Genomic DNA, 19,306 nt, shown 5'->3' with positions numbered 1-19,306 from the left:
AACGTTCATTTTTTCTCTTTTACTTGGTAAGAACAACTACAATCGCCCTCACACATGTTTGCTAACGTCTTCACATCTGCTCCTGCAAATAAACGATTATACATCTCTTTTTCATCTTCACATACTTGTGGGAATCTCTCTGCAATTTCCTTTAGCGGACAGTTTTGTTTTTCAATTATGAAAGAGTTTTCTCCATCTCTCTTTATTTGAACCATATAACCATTTTTCTCTTGCATAGCTGCTATCTCTTGCACTTTATATGCTAAATTCTTTTGATTACTCACTCGCTTTTGCAACTGTTCTTCCATTCGCTTCGTTCTCTCTTTTAAAACGTAACGAAGTATTTTTTCATCACCCATTCGAGCTAAATCTTCTAGCATATCAATAGCAAATTGCTTATACTCCTTCGGGAATGTATCTTCTCCCTTTTCGCTTAATCCATATAAATAAGTTGGTCTTCCGACATGTTGCCTTACCATCTTGGAATAAATAAAACCATCTTTCTCAAGATTACTTAAATGTCTTCGGATCGCCATTTCTGTAATCTCTAAAACGTCAGCTAGTTCTGCTACCGTGTGTTCTCCCTTTACTTTCAACAATTGTACAATTTCATCTTTCGTCGTACGTGCTTCCCCCATGTTTCAACCTTCTCCCTTTTCTTTCTCACATACAATATAAGATCCCCAAAAAGGTACCTTGGGGATCTTATAAGCATAATTATTCTGGTACAAATGCAGATACAGGTCCTAATTCCTTCTCTAAATAACTGCGAATATTTGCTGGGTATTTCTCTACCACTGCAATATGTTTTTGAATCGTCTTATATAATTCATCATGATTCATTTGAATATAATCTTGCGTAAGCATTTTTCGAAGAAGAATCACTTCTTTCATGCCTTGTCCTTCTTCTGCACTTATCACTCGCTCGTCCATTAAAATGTCGATAATATCTTCATAACTTCCTGGATCGCGCATAATAAATCCATCAATCATCGCATTCCCTACATCTAATACAGTATCAATAATTAGATGAGCTATGCGTTCTAATGCGTAAAATTCAAACTCGGTTTCATATATCTTTTTCTCTTGAAATGTACTTGTTGCTCGTTCTAAACATACTAGCATTTGTTCTATTTTCTTTCTGTCTACAAAATACATGAATGTCACCTACCTGGAAATTAAAGCATTTACATTTTAATTGTAACGCTTTCTTCTGAAAAAATCGACAATTTTTCGAATTCACCTTTTCTCCGTTATTTGTTATAGTTATATTTGTATGATTTTTGAAATTGGAGGAATGGAATCTTGGAACGTGAACTCGCACTAGAAATTGTCCGTGTAACAGAAGCAGCAGCATTAGCATCCGCACAGTGGATGGGCCGCGGAAAGAAAAACGAAGCAGATGATGCAGCAACTACAGCAATGCGTGATATGTTTGATTCAGTAAACATGGCAGGTACAGTTGTAATTGGTGAAGGAGAACTTGATGAAGCACCGATGTTGTATATTGGTGAAGAACTAGGAACAGGTAACGGTCCAGAAGTAGACATCGCCGTTGACCCATTAGAAGGTACAAACATCGTTGCAAAAGGTCTTGCAAATGCAATGGCAGTTATCGCAATCGCAGATAAAGGAAACCTTCTTCATGCTCCTGATATGTACATGGAAAAAATCGCGGTTGGTCCAAAAGCAGCTGGTAAAATTAGCTTAGATGATCCAATTGAAAAAACAATTGAAATTGTAGCAGAAGCTAACAATAAAAAGATTCGCGATCTAACAGTTATCGTTCAAGAACGTGAACGTCATCAAGATATTATTGACCGTGTTCGTGCAAAAGGTGCGCGCGTGAAATTATTTGGTGATGGTGATGTTGGTGCGTCAATCGCAACTGCACTACCTGGAACGGGTATTGATTTATTCGTAGGTATTGGCGGAGCTCCAGAAGGTGTTATTTCTGCAGCAGCATTAAAATGCCTTGAAGGTGAAATGCAAGCTCGCTTAGTTCCAATGAACGAAGAAGAAGAAACTCGTTGTCGTGAAATGGGATTAGAAGATCCTCGTCAACTTCTTATGTTAGATGACTTAGTATCTGGGGATGATGCAATCTTCTCAGCAACTGGTGTATCTGCTGGTGAGTTATTAGACGGTGTGAAATTCCTTGGCGGAGATTTAGCTGAAACATATTCTATCGTTATGCGCTACAAAACAAGAACGGTACGATTCATTAAAACGCATCACCATTTAGATCATAAACCACACTTAAACTTAGATATTTAATAAAGGAGCCATGTGTATGGAAGAACGTTTCTTTCTGTACGACGATACAGTCGCTACAAGAACTCGTTTCGTTAGCTTTATGGGAGAAAATGAGCGTCATGATTTAGCGCTTTTATACTCCGATCGTCATTACGGTAAAACAATTGTCCTTGATATGCAGCGCAATAAATTTGCAATCATCGGTCCTGACGATTTAAACGAACCAGGCTACTTAGAGCATGCATTTTCTATGACTGAAGAAATTGCAGAAGAACTACGCTCATTTTTATTTGAACTTATATAATTTATCGTATGCACCAGCTATTTTAGCTGGTGTTTTTCCCACTTTAAGTATTTTGAATTTTCAAACCACCATGTTATAATTAAGAATAAATCTATTTGGATAGAAAGGACGTTATCTACGTATGCCAACATTTACTTTGTAATGGACCAGCAATTGGATAGCATTACTCTCAAAAAAGCACCGTGCTTTTTCAAGGGAGTAGTCTGCCCATTCCCATTACAAAGGAACGTAACGCATCTGTAGTATGATGTTTACGGAGGTTCCTAAGGGAATCTCCTTTTATTTTTGTCTTTTTCCCATGTCTTCATACTACAAGACATCCAAATAGCTGTATTACGTTTCTTTGCCACTACTATAAGAGGTGAAGAAAAATGCAGAAAGTACAACTTTCTTGGAGTTTATATGAAAATGAGCAAAATACAATTGAAAAGTATTGTAAAAATTGCAGACGCACTACCCTATTTACTGACACGAATATTCGTAGGCATAATGCCAATGGAAAAAACATATACCGCTTTGCCATTTATAAATGTCCGAAAGATCATACGTGGAATCAAAAACTTCGTATTTATAAATCATTTACTGATCACGTTGAAACAATCGATATGACCCAGCAGGATCAAACAGAAACAACTACTACCATTTCCATTACGCAACATAAGGAAAACGACATAACCGAAATCACGATCGTATTAGATATCGTTTTCGGTTCACACCGAATCGATAAAGCCTTATCCACATATATTTCCGACTGGAGCCGTACACGCATTGTGGATAAAATTAAAAATGGGGATATTCAATTGAACGGGCAACACATGAAACCAAACGCACTACTTTCTGAAGGCGATTCTATTTCAATTTGTTTGTAAGCAAGTAAAAAATCCTCTTACAATCGTAAGAGGATTTTTTTATTTCTTCATTTTTCGTAATACGAAGTGTGCACAACCGAAGTTACAGTACTCGTATAAATACTCTGATAAAGTACTAATTTTCGTATCATATGTCGAACGTTGATTACTATCATCAAAGAAACCGCGCAATCTAAGTTGCTCATAACCCCAGTCCCCAACGATGTAATCATATTTATTTAAAATTTCTGCATAACGCTCTTTAAATGCTTCTTCACTAAAACCATCACGAAAGTTTTTAATTACTTCGTACTGAACATTATTAATGCTCACCGTAGCATGCATCTCTTGCTCTTGCTTTTGCTCCATCATTAACTTCCTCTCTAAGCATTCTTCTTTTTATCGTATCACAAAGCATACCAACCAACAATTTCAAATACAAAAAATTGAAAATTAGTGCATGCTATGGAGAAGGAGGTGATACATCGTGAAAAAACAAATTATACTCTCTCTCCTCACTCTCTCCTTATTTGCAGGCTGTCAATCAACGAATAAAGCCGAAATGGAACGTGAAGAAGGGAGTCGTGTTCTTGTTTCCAATAAAAACGACATGTATCATACGGAAAATACAAATACACGACTTACAAGGGTCGGCTATTCATCTAAACAAAAACATGAAGTATCTAACAAACAAGTAGGAGCCATTAACCGTGAGAAAGTCGCTGAAATGATTACAAGCATGACAGTCAAACTTCCTGACGTTACAAACGCTGCTACGCTCGTTACAGATGATGAAGTATTTGTTGTATACCGTGCAAACACAACAGATCCAAAGCTCGTAGCAGATCAAGTATATAAAGCTGCTTTGTCCATCGTCCCTCGCTATTATAAAGCATATGTATCAACAGACCAAAAGTTGATTTCTCAAATTCAAGGACTTCAATCTGGCGCTTTAAATGATACAGAATATACACAGAGCCTCGACATGCTAAAACGGGAAATGAGTAAAAATCCTCATTTGAACAATACGGGGGATCAGACTTTAAATGATATGATAAAAAAATAAAGAAGATGGAGAAAACCTCCACCTTCTTTATTTTTGACTATTTCTTACGATCCGCATAAACCTCCATCGCATCACACATAAACTTTGCTAATCCTTCGCCAAACTTATCGATATTTTTCGTGAAGCGCTCATCAGCAACGTACATTTGACCGAGTCCCTTAAAAGCATCTAATGAATATTCTCCGAAGTTTTGCAAGTAATCGTACCATACTCCTATTGCTTCCTGTGCCTCTTTAGAATCTGGTGCGCCGTGTCTAAGCGCCGCTAAATTTCTGTAAATCGTATTGAACTCTTCTTGATTATCTTTTGACATACCTTTTGCATATTCATTCGCTTTATCTACAGCTGCGTCTCCCCATCTCTCACGCGCTTCTTCTTCGTACGGATTCTGGCTGAAATCGAAGCCTTCAAATTTCTCTTTATTCGTCATTTCAATCTCTCCTTTTGTATGTTGAATTGTTTTATCAATCGTCGCAATCACTTTATCTAACCTAGCACGCTTTTCAATAAGCATTTTCTTATGAAGCTGTAATGCCTCTTCGCGGTCAAATGATGGACTCATGATAATTTCTTTAATCTTCTTCAAAGGGAAGCCTAGTTCTTTAAAAAATAAAATTTGCTGCAATGTCTCTAAATTTTCATTGGAATACAGACGATATCCAGACTCTGTCGTCTCGTCTGGGGTTAACAACCCGATTTCATCGTAATGATGCAGTGTGCGCACACTAATTCCAACTAAATTAGCTACTTCTTTTACCTTCATTGTCATGTGTATCTCCCCCTTAGTACATACGATAAAGTATGACGCAACGTTAGAGTCAATAAGTAAATTCATTTTTTGTTAAAAGTTTCATCTCCACTATATTTCATGCATAATAGATATGTACATATATTAGAAAGCGGTGAAAGTATGGTTTCAAGTACGGTAATTGCCAGTATCACAATTCAACTTGTGCTTTCGATTCTGGTACCTATTATTGCGTTTGTTTATTTTCGTAAAAAATATCATATTAATTGGAAAGTAGTCGGTGTTGGTGCTCTTATTTTTATTGGATTTACCCAAATTCTCGAGACACCGTTCCACCTATTTATGCGCGGAAATCCGGCAATCGCTCCAATTTTAGAAAATCCATTTGTCTTTGCACTTTATGGCGGACTAACCGCTGGTATTTTTGAAGAATTAGGACGTTTCGTTGCCTTCTTCTTCCTACTAAAAAAATATCAAGAATATAAAGATGGTTTTGCTTACGGAATAGGTCACGGCGGGATTGAATCCATTTTAGTCGGCGGATTCTCCGCATTGCAGACACTTATATTCGCAAATGCTATTAACAACGGTAGCTTCGCTCAAATGGCAGAAAAACTACCACAATTAAATGTTATAAAGGATATGTTAATAGAACAACCTGCTTATTTATACTTCCTTGGCAGCTTGGAAAGAATTATGGCTCTTGTACTGCAAATTGCCTTTACGATGCTTGTCTTATACGCAGTAAAACAGAAGAAATATATCTTCCTTGTTTACGCTATATTATTCCACGCATTTGTAGACTTTTTCGCGGCACTTTACCAAACAAAAACAATCAACATCTTTGTTGCAGAAGGAATTACCCTTCTCTTCACAATTGGTGCTGTCATTCTTATTCGTAAAATGAAAGAGAAATTAATGAGTTTGCCGGCATAAAAATAACCCACCAGTTGGTGGGTTATTTTTTATATGGATTATCATAATGATGATAGCTTTTTCCCTCTTGCAGCTTCCTCTTCGTTTCTGCATCTATAACAATGTACTTACGAAATTCGTTTGCTTCATTTTGAGAAAAGGACGCGAAAAAATAAACTTGGCGATCAGGGTGAATAAAAGAATCTTGAAACACCACACTACTCCGACAACCCACAGCTGTTTTTTGTAGGAAAGAAAATTCTTCATCAGGCACTTCTTTAAATGAGATTTTTTTTCGAATGCTATATGCTGCATTTTTATATTCTTTATACACCTTTTTATCTAACTGTTCATAAAACACATCTTCACTCACAAACGATTTATTTCGGTTGCTTGGATAATTTAATTTCGTATTCGATTCTGCATATGTTGTGGACAAGTGCAGAAAGAAACAAAGACTGAATATAATACATATCATTTTTTTCATAAGTGCACCTCAAATGTTCATTATCCACATTACTTTTCCACATATTAAAATCAATATGCCGTTTCCAATAAAGTGAAACTTTAATCAATGGGGGTTTTCTTCACCCCCCATTGATTATTAGCCCTCACCAATCGGACTTTAATGGGCAGCCCGAACCCCCCCTAAATTCTTTGCTTTCGCTGCATTTTGAGGTGGGGGTCTTACTGCCCATTAAAGCGGGATAAAAAGGAATTTTTTCCACATTTGTCGAAGTATATAGCGTCAACTTGAAAGATGGGGATGAATTATGAAGAAATTGATTGTAATACGACATTGTTCAGCAACTGGCCAAGAACGTGATGCCGAATTAACGATTGCAGGAAAAAACCAAGCAAACATCCTTGCTACATTCCTCTTAGAAAACCAACTACAAATAGATCATATTATTTCAAGCCCATTTGTGCGAGCTATCGATTCTATTCGGCCCTATGCGCTCCAAGCTAACTCACCTATCCAAGAAGATGAAAGATTAGCTGAACGCATATTAAGCGACGTTCCAATGGACGATTGGATGCAAAAACTAGAATCTACTTTTACAAATATAGATATTGCCTTTTCAGGCGGAGAGTCGACAAAACAAGCAACGGACCGTGCTATATCGCTTATCCAAGACGTTTTAAAATCAAACCATACTACAACACTACTCGTTACACATGGAAACTTACTTACGCTCATTTTAAAGCACTTTGATCATACGATTGGTTTTAATGAATGGAGAGCTCTAACGAATCCTGATATTTACGAAATTACAATCGATGAACAATGTGTCCTAAAACGATTATGGGAAGCACCGTCCGAGTAATATCTCTTTCCAACACATTCAGTTGACGCCACGAGAAGAAACTGTACTAACAATAGAAAGGGGTATCACTCCATATGTACGAAGATGTACTTGCTTTACTACATAAAACAAATGCTTCTTACGAAAAGTTTGAACACGAACCAGTACTCGATTATGAAACAGATCGTATCGTACGTGAAAGGCTTGGCTTACACGGCACTCCAAGTAAAAGCTTATTTTTAAAATCAAAGTCTGGAGATTATTACGTATTTTTTACGCTAGAGGGCACAAGACTCAACCGAGGAGAGATGAAAGAAATAACAGGAGAAAGCTTATCTCTCTGTTCTCCCGTTGAGCTAAGAGAAGAAACAGGCTGTACACCAGGATGTGTCGCTCCTTTCGGTTATTCACAACATGTAACGATTATTGTGGATCGTACGATTTATACTTACGAAAAAATTTTAATTACACCTGGTGTACCTGAATTTACAATTGAATTATCCACAGAGGAATTAAAGAAAATCTTATTAACATGCCCGAATACTGTTTTAGAATATAAGAAACAAGAGAGCTTATAATAGCTCTCTTTTTAGTGAGCGCCAGAACCTGACAAATTCAATACAACAACTCCGCCTATAATAAGTACTAATCCCGAGGCAGTTTGCCACGTAAAAGCATTTTTCCAAACAAATACACCAATGAGTGCTGTTAAAGCAGTTCCTACTCCTGCCCATATCGCATATGCCGTACTAAGTTGCATATGTTGCAATGATTTAGATAGGAAGAAAAATGCTGAAGCGAATCCAATCACTACACCTATACTCGGTAACAATTTTGTGAATCCATTCGATACCTTTAACATTGATGTCCCGAATACTTCACTTACAATCGCTATCGTTAAGAAGATAAAAGCTTTCACCCTCATACCCCCTTTTATCATTTTTAAAATAAAAAACTCCTTCCTAGTTTTAAACTAAAAAGGAGTTTTTTATTATTTTGCTTCTGCTGTTTTTTCTTTTGCAGAACGAACTTGCTCGTCCGCATGATAAGAAGAACGCACAAGTGGACCAGCTTCACAGTGGCTAAAGCCTTTGCTAAGTGCAATTTCTTTAAGCTCTGCAAATTCTGCTGGTGGGTAATATTTAAGAACTGGTAAATGCTTCTTAGATGGTTGTAGGTATTGTCCAAGAGTTAAAATATCCACATTGTTTGCACGTAAGTCATCCATTGCTTCAATTAAATCTTCTCTCGTTTCACCTAAGCCCACCATAATGCTCGATTTAGTTGGAATATCAGGCTGCATTTCTTTCGCTCGACGTAAAAACTCTAATGAACGGTCATATTTTGCTCTAGCGCGAACTCGGTTAGATAATCGACGTACTGTTTCAATGTTATGGTTTAAAATATCTGGTTTTGCATCCATTAACATTTTTAAGTTTTCTTCTACTCCACCCATATCAGATGGTAATACTTCGATTGACGTAAATGGATTTTTACGACGTACAGCGCGTACTGTTTCAGCAAAAACAGCTGCTCCGCCGTCTTTTAAATCATCACGTGCAACCGCTGTTATAACAACGTGCTTTAAGCCCATTTGTACTACAGAATCTGCTACGCGTTCTGGCTCTTGTAAATCAAGCTCAGTTGGTAAGCCTGTTTTAACCGCACAAAAACGACAAGCACGTGTACAAACCGCACCTAAAATCATAAATGTTGCTGTTTTTCTTACAGCCCAGCATTCATGAATATTCGGACATTTCGCTTCTTCACAAACTGTATGAAGATTCTTAGAACGCATCATTTTCTTTAAGCCTGTATAGTTTTCATTCGTGTTTAACTTAATTTTCAACCATTCGGGCTTGCGCTTATATTCTGTTTGTTTTGTCATGGTTATCAACTCCGCACAATATGAAATAGTTTACCGTGTTCGCTTCTTTCAATGTAACATATCTATTCTAACGTATGAAAGCGATTTGCTCAAATGAAGATTCTAAGATTTTTTCCAATCGTTCCCTATAATGAAATACTCCGTATATCCCACACTAAAAAGAGTGATGTTGTGAAAGGAGTCTATTTCATGCTTCGAAAAATTTCTCTTTTGCTTTCAATTTGCTTTCTTCTCCACCAAAACATCGCTTACGGTGAAGATAATCAGCAAAGCATATACGAAAAGCGCATGGCACTATATAAAGAAACCGAGCAATCTTCAGGCATTCCGTGGTATTACTTAGCTGCAATGGATCAATATGAAAGAAATATACGGAGCGTAAGAAAAGATATTCCGAAAAAACCAGATGCCATCATTTCCCTTTATTTCAAACCAGAAATATGGGCTGGACCCGTTAATGGTAACGACACTCTCCCCCATACAATTTCTTTATTTGGCGGGTTAGGTTTAGATGGTGACAAAGATGGATTTGCAAATGCAAATAACGACCGTGATCTTTTGCATACAGCAGCAACGATTTTAAAAAAACAAGGAACGTCCGAAGACCGTGTTCACATTATGCTTTGGGAATATTATAGACGTGCGAAAACAGTTGAATTAATTACCGAATACGCCCAAATTTATAAACATTATGGACGTATTAATTTAGAAGGAAATGCTTTCCCACTTCCAATTCGTAGCGACCATAGCTACCGTAGTACCTTTGGCGCTGGAAGAAGTTTTGGGGGAAGAAGAGTTCATGAAGGAACCGATATTTTTGCAGGCTATGGCGTACCAGTAAGGTCCACTTGCTATGGCATTATTGAAACAAAGGGCTGGAACCGCCTTGGCGGATGGCGCATCGGTATTCGTGACCTTCATAATAATTACCATTATTACGCTCATTTAGGCGGATTCTCAAAAGAAATACAGCTTGGACAAATTGTCGAACCAGGAAAAGTAATTGGATTTGTTGGTAGCACCGGTTACGGCCCTCCCGGCACAGCGGGAAAATTCCCTCCTCACTTACATTTCGGCATGTATAAAGACAATGGCTATACAGAATGGGCTTTCGATCCATACATGCATTTAAGTCTTTGGGAGCGAAAAGAACGCGCGAATACAAAACGATAACCGTAGCAATATGCTACGGTTATTTTTTAAATTTGGCTAACTATCCGTTTTCTTTTTATCAGGTACAACAACACTCCCGCTTCCATAATAAGTAGGCACTTCCCCTTGAACAATGCGCGTTGCAATCGGAACATCTTGTTTTACTTTTATTTCTTTCGTATGAAATGGAATAATCACTTGCAACGTTACTTCCATCTCCATAATAATTTGAATCGCTGTCGTATTGATTCCGTGCGGCTCAATTTTTTGTTTAATATCCGTATTCACATGACCAATCGTCGTGAAATCAATTGGAATATCGGGTCCTATATTTCCAAGAAGCGCATTATCCGTTATGCGACCAAAAGGAACTGCCATCGTTGCCCCATTTTTTTCAGAAATACCTAGTCCCTTCAAATCACCTTGCTCTACTTGCTGTAAATATTTTTCTATGTATGTGGTCGTTGATGTTATGATTTCATTTACTTGCTTCGTATTTAAATTAATTGTGGATACTTTCCCGTTTTTATCATTTTGTACTTTCATTAATGAATCCACATCGAATCCTTCATTCATTCTATCTTTTACCGCCTTCGTCATAATCGCTGTCGCCATTTTATGCGTCTCTACTTCCCCATATTTAAGTAACGTCGGCTGAATGCTACTATTCACAATCCATAATCCTTGCACGAGTAATATAACAAAAAGAATAAACGACATAAGCAGTATGTACCGAAAGGAAATAGGCCCCCTTCGAAACCGCGAATTTTTCGAACGAAATATACTCATAAAAAAACCTCCTTCTTATATCATTTCTATGCAAGAAGGAGGGACGATATATGCTTATCTCATTTTTAATAATGCTTCTTTTCCGATTGTGCCAGCCGTAATACCTAAAGCTTCGGCTTCAATCGTTACTGATTCTAGCGGTGCTTCAAGAAGTTGTTCAATCGTTCTTACACCAACCGCGCGGCCAGCAATAATACCTCGATCACCTAACTTTTCATTTAAAAGACCTACATCTAATGCCCCGCACATAATATATCCTTTATCGCTCATTACAGCTAGCAAATTTGTCTTTGGAAGTTTGACGCTAACCGCAATAAACGTATAATTATCGATTATAATTGGCTCCACATTAACCATAGTTCACACTCCTCTCTTTCTTATCTGTATGACAAGAGAAAAATGAGTGTTACAAGTTAACTAGCCTATAGTTTGACGGAAGATGTATGAGTTATCAACACGTCTGTTAACACATCTCTAAGTAGTTCCGGCATATAATATTGTTTGTCAGAAAGTGTGGATAGCTCTGGGTATAAGTAGCCGAATGTAAACATATCAATCGTTCCTACTGTATATATACGATCTAATTCCAGCGATTCCCCGTTAATCAATACATCTTCGAGTAAAATTTTATTCCCAGGAATCGTATCTGGAATAACTTCTACACCAGCGTAAATCATTTTCCCCATCACTGTCCCGCGAAATCCAAATCCTTTTACCTCAAGGTTCTCCATATTCGGGCGGCGCGCTTTCAAAATAACTTCTCTTAACGTTTTTCCCGGTACTTTTAATAAACATGGATTAATGGGATGTGGACAAATTCTGTGAATATCTCCGCGCGTCACAACACCTTCATTTAATCCCTCTAATAGCACACCAGCGTTCACCATGCCAATCTCTGCACCACACCACGTTTTCAGCGCACTTGCTAACATGTGCGAAAATGATGTCTCCTGAAACCAATCGACCGGTAATGCTTCCTTTAAATGAACGACAGGCTCGGCCATAATCTGTTTACTTTCTTCCTGCAGCAATTCAATTGTGGATAACGGTTTGCTATAAGCACCTAAACGTTCTGTCTTAATCGCTCTACCGTCTTTTTTCAACAGCTTCTTCGTCTCTCTATCCACAGTAAGCTGAACGTGCCCAACGTAACGTCCCCACTTTTCACAACAACAAAGTAAAGTATTATTCATAAGAACACCACGCTCAAATAAATGATGCGTATGTGCACCTAAAATAACATCTATATCATAATGCTCCGCCATATACTCATCCATGCTTTTTCCAAGATGAGAAAGGACAACTGTAATATGAGCCTCATCTCGCACTTCTTCTAAAATAGACTCTAAATGGATAAGCGGATCTTCAATATGCCAATCTAGCATATGATAAAACTCTGGATATGCAACCGTTAATCCGATAAAAGCAATCGTAATCCCATCTGTCGTTGTATGTAATTTATAAGGCTTTGCCCACTCCGGACGTACACCTTCTTTTTCAAATAAATTCGCGACGAGCACCTCAAATCCAGCATCATCATATAGACGATTCAAATGCTCCTTCGCTAACGTAATTCCTTCATTATTTCCGATCGTTACATAATCATATAACGCCTCATTCAAAAGCTTCGTATTACCAAGTCCATTCGTCGCTTCCGAAATACTATGAAAACGATCCACATGATCTCCGATATCAACCGTCAAAACGGTCTCTCCAGCTTCCTGTCTTCGCCTTTTCTCTCCCTGTACAAACCGAGAAATTTGCGGCCAATTTTCAAAATGACTATGTATATCGTTTGTATGATAAAGGTGGATGATTGTTTCTTTATTTATATTCAGAGAAAAAACCTCCTCTCAGTTCCTTACTGCCATTTACGCTATGCGTACGCAATAATCCTGTAAATACTTTTCGTCTTTTCTTGCTATTTTACATTGTACTCGCATTGTGAGAAAAAGCAAAAGATTGCCCTTTTTGATAGGAAAACTTTTTTATTGTGTGGAAGGATTTTTGGTGGTGGAGTTAGGTTGGGATTCGGGGAGGGGGATTTGTCAAAAAGTTTAACAAAGTGGTCGACAGGTTCGAGTTCGATTGGATTATCCAGGAGATTTGTCAGTATCTTTTCCTTACTGCTAGTCGTTCTCTTTTCATATAAAATGTTGCGGGGTATATGAAGAATTTCTTTTGTCTTACTTTGTGGATAAGTCGATATTCCTTGTCGAATCGTTGATATATTGAAACAATCGCCGATATATTCCGAGTTGTGATCGATATATTTGAAAAATCGTTGATATATTTAAATGGATACTAGACGGGGTATCACCCTACACTTATACCTTGTAACACGACATATGTCGTGTTACAATCTCATCATAAGGTGGTGAACCATAAAATGGATAAAGAGATATTAAAAGGAAGTATTGATATTTTACTTCTCTCCATCATTAAACAGCACGATACGTACGGATATGAAATTATTCAAAAGCTAAAAGAAAACAGCAATGATCTATACACGATGAGCCAAGGTACACTCTATCCAGCACTCAAACGCTTGGAACAAAAGGATTTAATCAATTCCTACTGGGGTGAATCTGAAACTGGTATGAAACGAAAGTTTTATTGCATTACTACGAGCGGAAAAAAATTTTTAGAAGAAAAACTAACAGCGTGGAATTCAGTTACAGCTCTTATTAAAACTTGTCAGAAAGGAGCTTTAAATTAATGACGATTGAAAAATACATAAAGAGTATCGTTCAAAAAACAAACCTAGCGCAATCTGATAAAGACGAACTATACTTCGAAATTTACGATCATCTTACAAGTTTAAAACAAGAATTTCTCGATCAAGGAAAATCCGAAGAAGAAGCTACTACATTAGCCATTCAAACCTTCGGAGAAGCCTCTACTTTAGGAACTGAAATTGAAAAAGCGATGCAATCTTCTACGCAAAAATATGTACAGTGGATTGGCTGGGGATTATTTTTACCGTATTCATTTGTTTTATTATTTAAACTATTGCTCGGGAGGCCAGTTTTTTACTTTGGTAATCTGAAGTACTTCTTTGAAACAGGTGACTGGCATTCTATACACGGTGGGTTAATAAACTTAGTTCCTTTCAGAAGTACAATCAACTATTTAAGTGGATTCGATCCTACTCATTTACTAGATCCTTATAATATAGAAATCGTACTTATGAACACATTAGGGAACGTCATCATATTTATCCCACTCGGATTCCTTCTGCCGTTATTATTTAAACAAATAAACAATGTAAAAATGGCATCAAAAATTTTCATTAAGTCTATTTTATTAATTGAATCGTTACAACTCCTTACTTTTACTGGTGTTTTCGATATTGATGACATCATATTGAATATGTTAGGTGCTGTAATTGGATATGGTTCTTTTGTTGGGATGAAGTATATTTGGGACCGTGTTAATTCTGTGGATAAGGTGGATACGATTTAGGTCCGGGGTATACGTGTTGTTCTTCCTGTCGTAATTTGTTGATAAGTCGATATATTAAAATAATCGTTGATATATTTAAATGAACACCCACCTGGGTATCCCAACCTGACCTATAAACTGAATCCAACTAAGCACAACATAAAAAAGCGCCCTGCATAGCAGGGCGCTTCTACTTTATCTATTAACCAATAGAACCTTCCATCTCAAACTTGATTAGGCGGTTCATTTCAACTGCGTATTCCATTGGAAGTTCGCGAGTGAATGGCTCGATGAAGCCCATTACGATCATTTCTGTAGCTTCTTGCTCAGAAATACCGCGGCTCATTAGGTAGAATAATTGTTCTTCTGATACTTTCGATACTTTCGCTTCGTGCTCAAGTGAAACGTAATCGTTTTTGATTTCGTTATAAGGAATTGTATCAGATGTAGATTGGTTATCCATGATTAACGTGTCACACTCGATGTTAGAGCGAGAGTTTTTCGCTTTTGGTCCGAAGTGTACGATACCACGGTAAGTTACTTTACCACCATGCTTCGCAATCGATTTAGAAACGATTGTTGAAGACGTGTTTGGTGCTAAGTGAATCATTTTCGCACCAGCATCTTGGTGTTGGCCTTTACCAGCAATCGCGATAGATAATGTTAAACCACGAGCGCCTTCGCCTTTTAAGATAACTGCTGGGTACTTCATCGTTAATTTAGATCCGATGTTACCGTCAATCCATTCCATCGTTGCGTTTTCTTCACAAACCGCACGTTTTGTAACTAGGTTGTATACGTTGTTCGCCCAGTTTTGGATTGTTGTATAACGGCAATATGCATCTTTCTTAATGATGATTTCTACTACCGCACTGTGAAGTGAGTTAGTCGTGTAAACAGGTGCTGTACAACCTTCTACGTAGTGTACGTGTGCGCCTTCATCTACGATGATAAGCGTACGCTCGAATTGTCCCATATTTTCAGAGTTAATACGGAAATACGCTTGAAGTGGTGTATCCACCTTAATACCTTTTGGAACGTAGATGAATGATCCACCAGACCAAACTGCAGAGTTTAATGCAGAGAATTTGTTGTCTGTTGGTGGGATTACTTTTCCGAAATGCTCACGGAAAATATCTTCGTTCTCTTTTAATGCGCTATCTGTATCTTTGAAGACGATTCCTAGAGCTTCTAGGTCTTCTTTCATGTTGTGGTATACAACTTCAGATTCGTACTGTGCAGATACACCAGCTAAATATTTTTGCTCAGCTTCTGGAATACCTAATTTATCAAATGTTGCTTTAATTTCATCAGGTACTTCATCCCAAGACTTCTCAGATTTCTCAGATGGTTTTACGTAGTACGTAATTTCATCGAAATCTAAGTCGTTTAAGTCGCCGCCCCATTGTGGCATTGGCATTTCATAGAACTTATCCAGTGATTTTAAACGGAAGTCTAACATCCACTGTGGTTCTTCTTTCATACGTGAAATCTCTTCAACGATCTCTTTTGTTAAACCGCGTCCAGCACGGAAAATCGAAACGTCTTTGTCTTTGAAACCATATTTATAATCGCCGATATCTGGCAGTTGCTTCGCCATGTTGGTGTGTCCCTCCTTAGATAACCTCGTTTTTAGGAACCTTTAACATTACTTATCTTCGTTTAAGCCCTTTTCTAACGCTTTCCACGCTAATGTTGCACATTTAATACGTGCAGGGAACTTGCATACGCCTTGTAATGCTTCAATATCTCCTAAATCAATGCTGTCATCGTACTCTTTTCCTAGCATCATGTCAGAGAAAATTTTAGAAAGCTGAAGTGCCTCTTCAATTTTCTTACCTTTTACTGCTTGTGTCATCATTGAAGCTGAAGACATTGAGATAGAACATCCTTCTCCTTCAAACTTCGCTTCTTGCACAATACCTTCTTCTACTTTCATCGTAAGTTGAATACGATCGCCGCAAGTTGGATTGTTCAAGTTAACTGTAACACTATCTTCTAACACGCCATTGTTACGAGGATTCTTATAATGATCCATAATAACTTGACGATATAACGTATCTAAATTATTAAATGACATTTGTGAAATACTCCTTTGTCTTGATTAGCGATTCAACAAATGTATCAATTTCTTCTTTTGTATTATATAAATAGAAGCTCGCACGTGCTGTAGAAGAAGCTTTCAGCCACTTCATAAGCGGTTGTGCACAGTGGTGTCCTGCGCGAACCGCAATGCCTTCTACATCTAATACTGTCGCTACATCGTGAGGATGTACGTCTTCAATGTTAAATGTAACAAGACCAGCGCGATGCTTTGGACCATAAATTGTAACGCCATCTACTTCTGATAGTCTTTCTAAAGCATATTGCGCTAATTCATGTTCATGCTTTTCAATATTATCAAGACCGATTTCTTCTAGGAAATCAATTGCCGCTCCAAGTCCGATTGCATTACCGATAATCGGTGTACCTGCTTCAAACTTCCACGGAAGCTCTTTCCAAGTAGATTCTTGTAAATCTACGAAATCAATCATTTCACCGCCAAATTCAATTGGCTCCATATTGTTTAGCAATTCTTTTTTACCATATAATACGCCGATACCTGTAGGTCCGCACATCTTATGAGCAGATAATGCGTAGAAATCACAGTTCAAATCTTGTACATCCACTTTCATATGAGGTGTACTTTGTGCACCGTCAACGACCATAATTGCGCCATTTTCGTGTGCGATTGCTCCGATTTCTTTTACAGGATTAATCGTTCCAAGCACGTTTGAAACTTGCATAATAGAAACGATTTTTGTATTCGGTGTAACTGTTTGACGAACATCTTCTAAAGAAATTGTACCGTCTGGTTGAAGCGGAAGGTATTTTAAAGTTGCACCAGTTTTCTTCGCAACTTGTTGCCACGGAATGATGTTACTATGGTGCTCCATGTAAGAAATAACGATTTCATCGCCTTCTTTTACATTTTCAAGACCATAGCTAGCCGCTACTGTATTTAATGCAGTTGTCGTTCCGCGCGTGAAAATAATCTCTTCCATTGATTTCGCATTAATAAACTTGCGAACTTTCTCGCGTGCACCTTCATACGCGTCGGTAGCTTTCGTACCGAGCGTATGAACACCGCGATGCACGTTAGAATTATATTCTTTATAGTAACGTTCTAACGTTTCAATGACTTGAATTGGTTTTTGAGAAGTTGCTGCACTATCGAAATATACAAGTTGTTTGCCGTTCACTTTTTGATCAAGAATTGGAAACTGTTTGCGTATTTCATGAATATTCATTAGCGAACTTTCCTTTCAATTACCTCAACAAGCTGTGCTTTTACTCCTTCAATCGGAAGCTCATTTACTACAGGTGCTAAGAATCCATGGATGACTAAACGTTCTGCTTCGCGTTTTGGAATACCACGGCTCATCAAGTAGTATAATTGGTACGGATCTACGCGGCCTACTGAAGCTGCGTGACCTGCCATTACATCATCTTCGTCGATTAAAAGAATTGGGTTTGCATCCCCACGAGCTTTCTCATCTAACATAAGAACGCGAGAAGATTGTTGTGCATTTGATTTAGATGCACCGTGTTCAATCTTACCAATTCCGTTAAAGATAGATGTTGCACTATCTTTTTGTACACCGTGTTTTAAAATCCAACCTTCAGAGTGCTTACCGAAGTGAACAACTTTAGTTGTAAAGTTTTGTGTTTGGTTACCACGGCCAATTGTTACTGTTTTCGTATCAGCATATGAACCGTCGCCCATTAAGTTTGTAACGTTCTCTGAAATTGTGTTTCCGTCATTCATAAGGCCTAGAGCCCAATCAATGCGGCCGTCGCGTCCTACAACACCGCGGCGGTTAACGTAAGTTGTTACGTCTTTTGCTAATAGATCAACCGCACCGAATTTCACTTGTGCGCCTTGTTCCACGATTACTTCTGCTACGATATTTGCAATACCTTTAGCATTTTCATTTGCAACGTAGTTTTCTACATAAGTTGCAGTACTGTTCGCATCAGCTACGAATAATACGTGGTTATATACGTTAGCTTCTTCGCCGTCTACTAAGAATACAGCTTGAAGTGGAGTTTCAAGAACAACGTTTTTCGGAACATATACGAATGCACCGCCGTTGATTAATGCAGCATGAAGTGCAGTTAAACGATGCTCGTCTACCTTCACGCCATCTTTCATTAAATACTTTTGTAATAGTTCAGCATGCTCTGTTGCAGCTGTTACGATGTCTGTAAAAATAACACCTTTTTCTTTTGCTTCGTCTGCTAAAGAAACGAACGCAGTTGTACCAGTACGTTGTACTAATACGCTGTTATTTTCATCGATTAAGTTTTTCACTGCTTCTGGAAGCTCTGTTAAAGAACTTACAGGCTCTTGCTTAGCAGCGTCGCCTTTTCCGATAAAGTCCCATTTCTCAATTTTCGTTTTATCAGGCGTTGGCATTGGAAGTTCAGTTGCTTGTGCAAGAGCTTGTAAGCGGAACTCAGTCAACCAAGCAGCTTCGTTTACTTCGCTTGCGCGTTGACGGATTGTTTCTTGATCGAAAGGTAATGTACCGATTGTCATGTTTATG

The 19,306-nt window shown here is 37.9% G+C and carries 24 protein-coding genes; 10 read left to right on the top strand and 14 right to left on the bottom strand.

The features are described 5' to 3' along the window. Positions 1-5: 5 nt before the first annotated feature. A complete protein-coding gene (locus ACXVYO_RS03215) occupies positions 6-638 on the bottom strand; it encodes a helix-turn-helix transcriptional regulator (protein WP_087959413.1) in 633 nt (210 codons plus the stop codon). Positions 639-717: 79 nt separating this feature from the next. Continuing rightward, positions 718-1,158 carry a DUF86 domain-containing protein gene (locus ACXVYO_RS03210; protein WP_048528348.1) on the bottom strand — a complete coding sequence of 147 codons (441 nt, stop codon included), beginning with the start codon at positions 1,156-1,158 and terminating at the stop codon, positions 718-720. A gap of 147 nt (positions 1,159-1,305) precedes the next feature. On the opposite strand from ACXVYO_RS03210, the gene glpX reads away from it, so the two are divergent. From glpX to ACXVYO_RS03195, 3 genes are all read left to right on the top strand, one after another. Then, complete coding sequence (gene glpX / locus ACXVYO_RS03205) at positions 1,306-2,277, top strand: class II fructose-bisphosphatase (RefSeq protein WP_088867965.1); 972 nt, start codon at positions 1,306-1,308, stop codon at positions 2,275-2,277. A 16-nt stretch (positions 2,278-2,293) separates the two neighbouring features. Then, a complete protein-coding gene (locus ACXVYO_RS03200; protein WP_000392615.1) occupies positions 2,294-2,560 on the top strand; it encodes a DUF3055 domain-containing protein in 267 nt (88 codons plus the stop codon). 371 nt (positions 2,561-2,931) lie between these two features. Continuing rightward, on the top strand, positions 2,932-3,429 hold the full coding sequence (locus ACXVYO_RS03195; protein WP_458466011.1) for a cytoplasmic protein: 498 nt from the start codon (positions 2,932-2,934) through the stop codon (positions 3,427-3,429). Positions 3,430-3,468: 39 nt separating this feature from the next. Here the strand turns inward: ACXVYO_RS03195 and ACXVYO_RS03190 are convergent, their stop codons facing one another. Beyond that, positions 3,469-3,780, bottom strand: coding sequence for a YutD family protein (locus tag ACXVYO_RS03190; RefSeq protein WP_002073449.1), 312 nt, complete (start codon positions 3,778-3,780; stop codon positions 3,469-3,471). Positions 3,781-3,895: 115 nt separating this feature from the next. Between ACXVYO_RS03190 and ACXVYO_RS03185 the strand changes: the two genes are divergently transcribed. Beyond that, positions 3,896-4,474, top strand: coding sequence for a YhcN/YlaJ family sporulation lipoprotein (locus ACXVYO_RS03185; protein ID WP_002191082.1), 579 nt, complete (start codon positions 3,896-3,898; stop codon positions 4,472-4,474). Positions 4,475-4,511: 37 nt separating this feature from the next. On the opposite strand, the gene ACXVYO_RS03180 is transcribed toward ACXVYO_RS03185, so the two are convergent. Beyond that, positions 4,512-5,243: a MerR family transcriptional regulator gene (locus tag ACXVYO_RS03180; RefSeq protein ID WP_458466010.1), complete on the bottom strand. Its 732-nt coding sequence runs from the start codon at positions 5,241-5,243 to the stop codon at positions 4,512-4,514. 99 nt (positions 5,244-5,342) lie between these two features. Between ACXVYO_RS03180 and ACXVYO_RS03175 the strand changes: the two genes are divergently transcribed. Beyond that, positions 5,343-6,158, top strand: a complete 816-nt coding sequence (locus ACXVYO_RS03175; protein ID WP_458466042.1) for a YhfC family intramembrane metalloprotease — start codon at positions 5,343-5,345, stop codon at positions 6,156-6,158. 22 nt (positions 6,159-6,180) lie between these two features. Here the strand turns inward: ACXVYO_RS03175 and ACXVYO_RS03170 are convergent, their stop codons facing one another. Beyond that, positions 6,181-6,624, bottom strand: coding sequence for a hypothetical protein (locus tag ACXVYO_RS03170; protein ID WP_458466009.1), 444 nt, complete (start codon positions 6,622-6,624; stop codon positions 6,181-6,183). 286 nt (positions 6,625-6,910) lie between these two features. Here ACXVYO_RS03170 and ACXVYO_RS03165 point away from each other — a divergent pair, with 286 nt between their 5' ends. Further along, the gene (locus tag ACXVYO_RS03165) at positions 6,911-7,465 is read left to right on the top strand and encodes a histidine phosphatase family protein (protein WP_458466008.1); all 555 of its coding nucleotides are present in this window, start codon (positions 6,911-6,913) and stop codon (positions 7,463-7,465) included. 74 nt (positions 7,466-7,539) lie between these two features. Then, entirely contained in the window at positions 7,540-8,022 is a 483-nt protein-coding gene (locus tag ACXVYO_RS03160; RefSeq protein ID WP_458466007.1) for a YbaK/EbsC family protein, read from the top strand. A gap of 11 nt (positions 8,023-8,033) precedes the next feature. Here the strand turns inward: ACXVYO_RS03160 and ACXVYO_RS03155 are convergent, their stop codons facing one another. Together ACXVYO_RS03155 and lipA are read right to left on the bottom strand one after the other, a co-directional pair. Then, complete coding sequence (locus ACXVYO_RS03155) at positions 8,034-8,363, bottom strand: DMT family transporter (RefSeq protein ID WP_458466006.1); 330 nt, start codon at positions 8,361-8,363, stop codon at positions 8,034-8,036. A gap of 72 nt (positions 8,364-8,435) precedes the next feature. Next, on the bottom strand, positions 8,436-9,332 hold the full coding sequence (lipA, locus tag ACXVYO_RS03150) for a lipoyl synthase (protein ID WP_000166375.1): 897 nt from the start codon (positions 9,330-9,332) through the stop codon (positions 8,436-8,438). A 189-nt stretch (positions 9,333-9,521) separates the two neighbouring features. Here lipA and ACXVYO_RS03145 point away from each other — a divergent pair, with 189 nt between their 5' ends. Then, positions 9,522-10,505, top strand: coding sequence for a M23 family metallopeptidase (locus ACXVYO_RS03145; RefSeq protein ID WP_061678025.1), 984 nt, complete (start codon positions 9,522-9,524; stop codon positions 10,503-10,505). Between the two features lie 36 nt (positions 10,506-10,541). Here ACXVYO_RS03145 and yunB read toward each other — a convergent pair whose 3' ends face one another. The 3 genes from yunB to ACXVYO_RS03130 all read right to left on the bottom strand — a co-directional run bounded on the left by yunB (position 10,542) and on the right by ACXVYO_RS03130 (position 13,087). Next, on the bottom strand, positions 10,542-11,273 hold the full coding sequence (gene yunB, locus ACXVYO_RS03140) for a sporulation protein YunB (protein WP_458466005.1): 732 nt from the start codon (positions 11,271-11,273) through the stop codon (positions 10,542-10,544). A gap of 54 nt (positions 11,274-11,327) precedes the next feature. After that, a complete protein-coding gene (locus tag ACXVYO_RS03135) occupies positions 11,328-11,630 on the bottom strand; it encodes a YunC family protein (protein ID WP_000248463.1) in 303 nt (100 codons plus the stop codon). 65 nt (positions 11,631-11,695) lie between these two features. After that, the gene (locus tag ACXVYO_RS03130; RefSeq protein WP_458466041.1) at positions 11,696-13,087 is read right to left on the bottom strand and encodes a bifunctional metallophosphatase/5'-nucleotidase; all 1,392 of its coding nucleotides are present in this window, start codon (positions 13,085-13,087) and stop codon (positions 11,696-11,698) included. 575 nt (positions 13,088-13,662) lie between these two features. Between ACXVYO_RS03130 and ACXVYO_RS03125 the strand changes: the two genes are divergently transcribed. Then, complete coding sequence (locus ACXVYO_RS03125) at positions 13,663-13,992, top strand: PadR family transcriptional regulator (RefSeq protein ID WP_458466004.1); 330 nt, start codon at positions 13,663-13,665, stop codon at positions 13,990-13,992. After that, the gene (locus tag ACXVYO_RS03120; RefSeq protein WP_458466003.1) at positions 13,992-14,738 is read left to right on the top strand and encodes a VanZ family protein; all 747 of its coding nucleotides are present in this window, start codon (positions 13,992-13,994) and stop codon (positions 14,736-14,738) included. Before ACXVYO_RS03125 ends, ACXVYO_RS03120 begins: the two co-directional genes overlap by 1 nt. Before the next feature lie 181 nt (positions 14,739-14,919). Here the strand turns inward: ACXVYO_RS03120 and sufB are convergent, their stop codons facing one another. From sufB to sufD, 4 genes are read right to left on the bottom strand one after another with little or no spacing between them, the layout of a single operon-like run. Next, positions 14,920-16,317: a Fe-S cluster assembly protein SufB gene (gene sufB, locus ACXVYO_RS03115; RefSeq protein WP_001118824.1), complete on the bottom strand. Its 1,398-nt coding sequence runs from the start codon at positions 16,315-16,317 to the stop codon at positions 14,920-14,922. Positions 16,318-16,365: 48 nt separating this feature from the next. After that, the gene (sufU, locus tag ACXVYO_RS03110; RefSeq protein WP_000009525.1) at positions 16,366-16,797 is read right to left on the bottom strand and encodes a Fe-S cluster assembly sulfur transfer protein SufU; all 432 of its coding nucleotides are present in this window, start codon (positions 16,795-16,797) and stop codon (positions 16,366-16,368) included. Continuing rightward, a complete protein-coding gene (gene sufS / locus ACXVYO_RS03105; RefSeq protein WP_001020767.1) occupies positions 16,787-18,007 on the bottom strand; it encodes a cysteine desulfurase SufS in 1,221 nt (406 codons plus the stop codon). Before sufS ends, sufU begins: the two co-directional genes overlap by 11 nt. Further along, positions 18,007-19,299, bottom strand: coding sequence for a Fe-S cluster assembly protein SufD (gene sufD / locus ACXVYO_RS03100; RefSeq protein ID WP_000152177.1), 1,293 nt, complete (start codon positions 19,297-19,299; stop codon positions 18,007-18,009). Before sufD ends, sufS begins: the two co-directional genes overlap by 1 nt. Between the last annotated feature and the right edge of the window lie 7 nt (positions 19,300-19,306).

It is taken from the genome of Bacillus sp. BC08, from assembly GCF_054326875.1.
This window is presented reverse-complemented; position numbering and strand designations above follow the sequence as displayed.

Bases quoted from the DNA above. Each gene is read 5' to 3' on its own strand.
- ACXVYO_RS03215 (WP_087959413.1), bottom strand. From the start codon at position 638: ATGGGGGAAGCACGTACGACGAAAGATGAAATTGTACAATTGTTGAAA.
- ACXVYO_RS03210 (WP_048528348.1), bottom strand. From the start codon at position 1,158: ATGTATTTTGTAGACAGAAAGAAAATAGAACAAATGCTAGTATGTTTA.
- ACXVYO_RS03200 (WP_000392615.1), top strand. From the start codon at position 2,294: ATGGAAGAACGTTTCTTTCTGTACGACGATACAGTCGCTACAAGAACT.
- ACXVYO_RS03195 (WP_458466011.1), top strand. From the start codon at position 2,932: ATGCAGAAAGTACAACTTTCTTGGAGTTTATATGAAAATGAGCAAAAT.
- ACXVYO_RS03190 (WP_002073449.1), bottom strand. From the start codon at position 3,780: ATGATGGAGCAAAAGCAAGAGCAAGAGATGCATGCTACGGTGAGCATT.
- ACXVYO_RS03180 (WP_458466010.1), bottom strand. From the start codon at position 5,243: ATGACAATGAAGGTAAAAGAAGTAGCTAATTTAGTTGGAATTAGTGTG.
- ACXVYO_RS03175 (WP_458466042.1), top strand. From the start codon at position 5,343: ATGCATAATAGATATGTACATATATTAGAAAGCGGTGAAAGTATGGTT.
- ACXVYO_RS03170 (WP_458466009.1), bottom strand. From the start codon at position 6,624: ATGAAAAAAATGATATGTATTATATTCAGTCTTTGTTTCTTTCTGCAC.
- ACXVYO_RS03165 (WP_458466008.1), top strand. From the start codon at position 6,911: ATGAAGAAATTGATTGTAATACGACATTGTTCAGCAACTGGCCAAGAA.
- ACXVYO_RS03160 (WP_458466007.1), top strand. From the start codon at position 7,540: ATGTACGAAGATGTACTTGCTTTACTACATAAAACAAATGCTTCTTAC.
- lipA (WP_000166375.1), bottom strand. From the start codon at position 9,332: ATGACAAAACAAACAGAATATAAGCGCAAGCCCGAATGGTTGAAAATT.
- ACXVYO_RS03145 (WP_061678025.1), top strand. From the start codon at position 9,522: ATGCTTCGAAAAATTTCTCTTTTGCTTTCAATTTGCTTTCTTCTCCAC.
- yunB (WP_458466005.1), bottom strand. From the start codon at position 11,273: ATGAGTATATTTCGTTCGAAAAATTCGCGGTTTCGAAGGGGGCCTATT.
- ACXVYO_RS03135 (WP_000248463.1), bottom strand. From the start codon at position 11,630: ATGGTTAATGTGGAGCCAATTATAATCGATAATTATACGTTTATTGCG.
- ACXVYO_RS03125 (WP_458466004.1), top strand. From the start codon at position 13,663: ATGGATAAAGAGATATTAAAAGGAAGTATTGATATTTTACTTCTCTCC.
- ACXVYO_RS03120 (WP_458466003.1), top strand. From the start codon at position 13,992: ATGACGATTGAAAAATACATAAAGAGTATCGTTCAAAAAACAAACCTA.
- sufB (WP_001118824.1), bottom strand. From the start codon at position 16,317: ATGGCGAAGCAACTGCCAGATATCGGCGATTATAAATATGGTTTCAAA.
- sufU (WP_000009525.1), bottom strand. From the start codon at position 16,797: ATGTCATTTAATAATTTAGATACGTTATATCGTCAAGTTATTATGGAT.
- sufS (WP_001020767.1), bottom strand. From the start codon at position 18,007: ATGAATATTCATGAAATACGCAAACAGTTTCCAATTCTTGATCAAAAA.
- sufD (WP_000152177.1), bottom strand. From the start codon at position 19,299: ATGACAATCGGTACATTACCTTTCGATCAAGAAACAATCCGTCAACGC.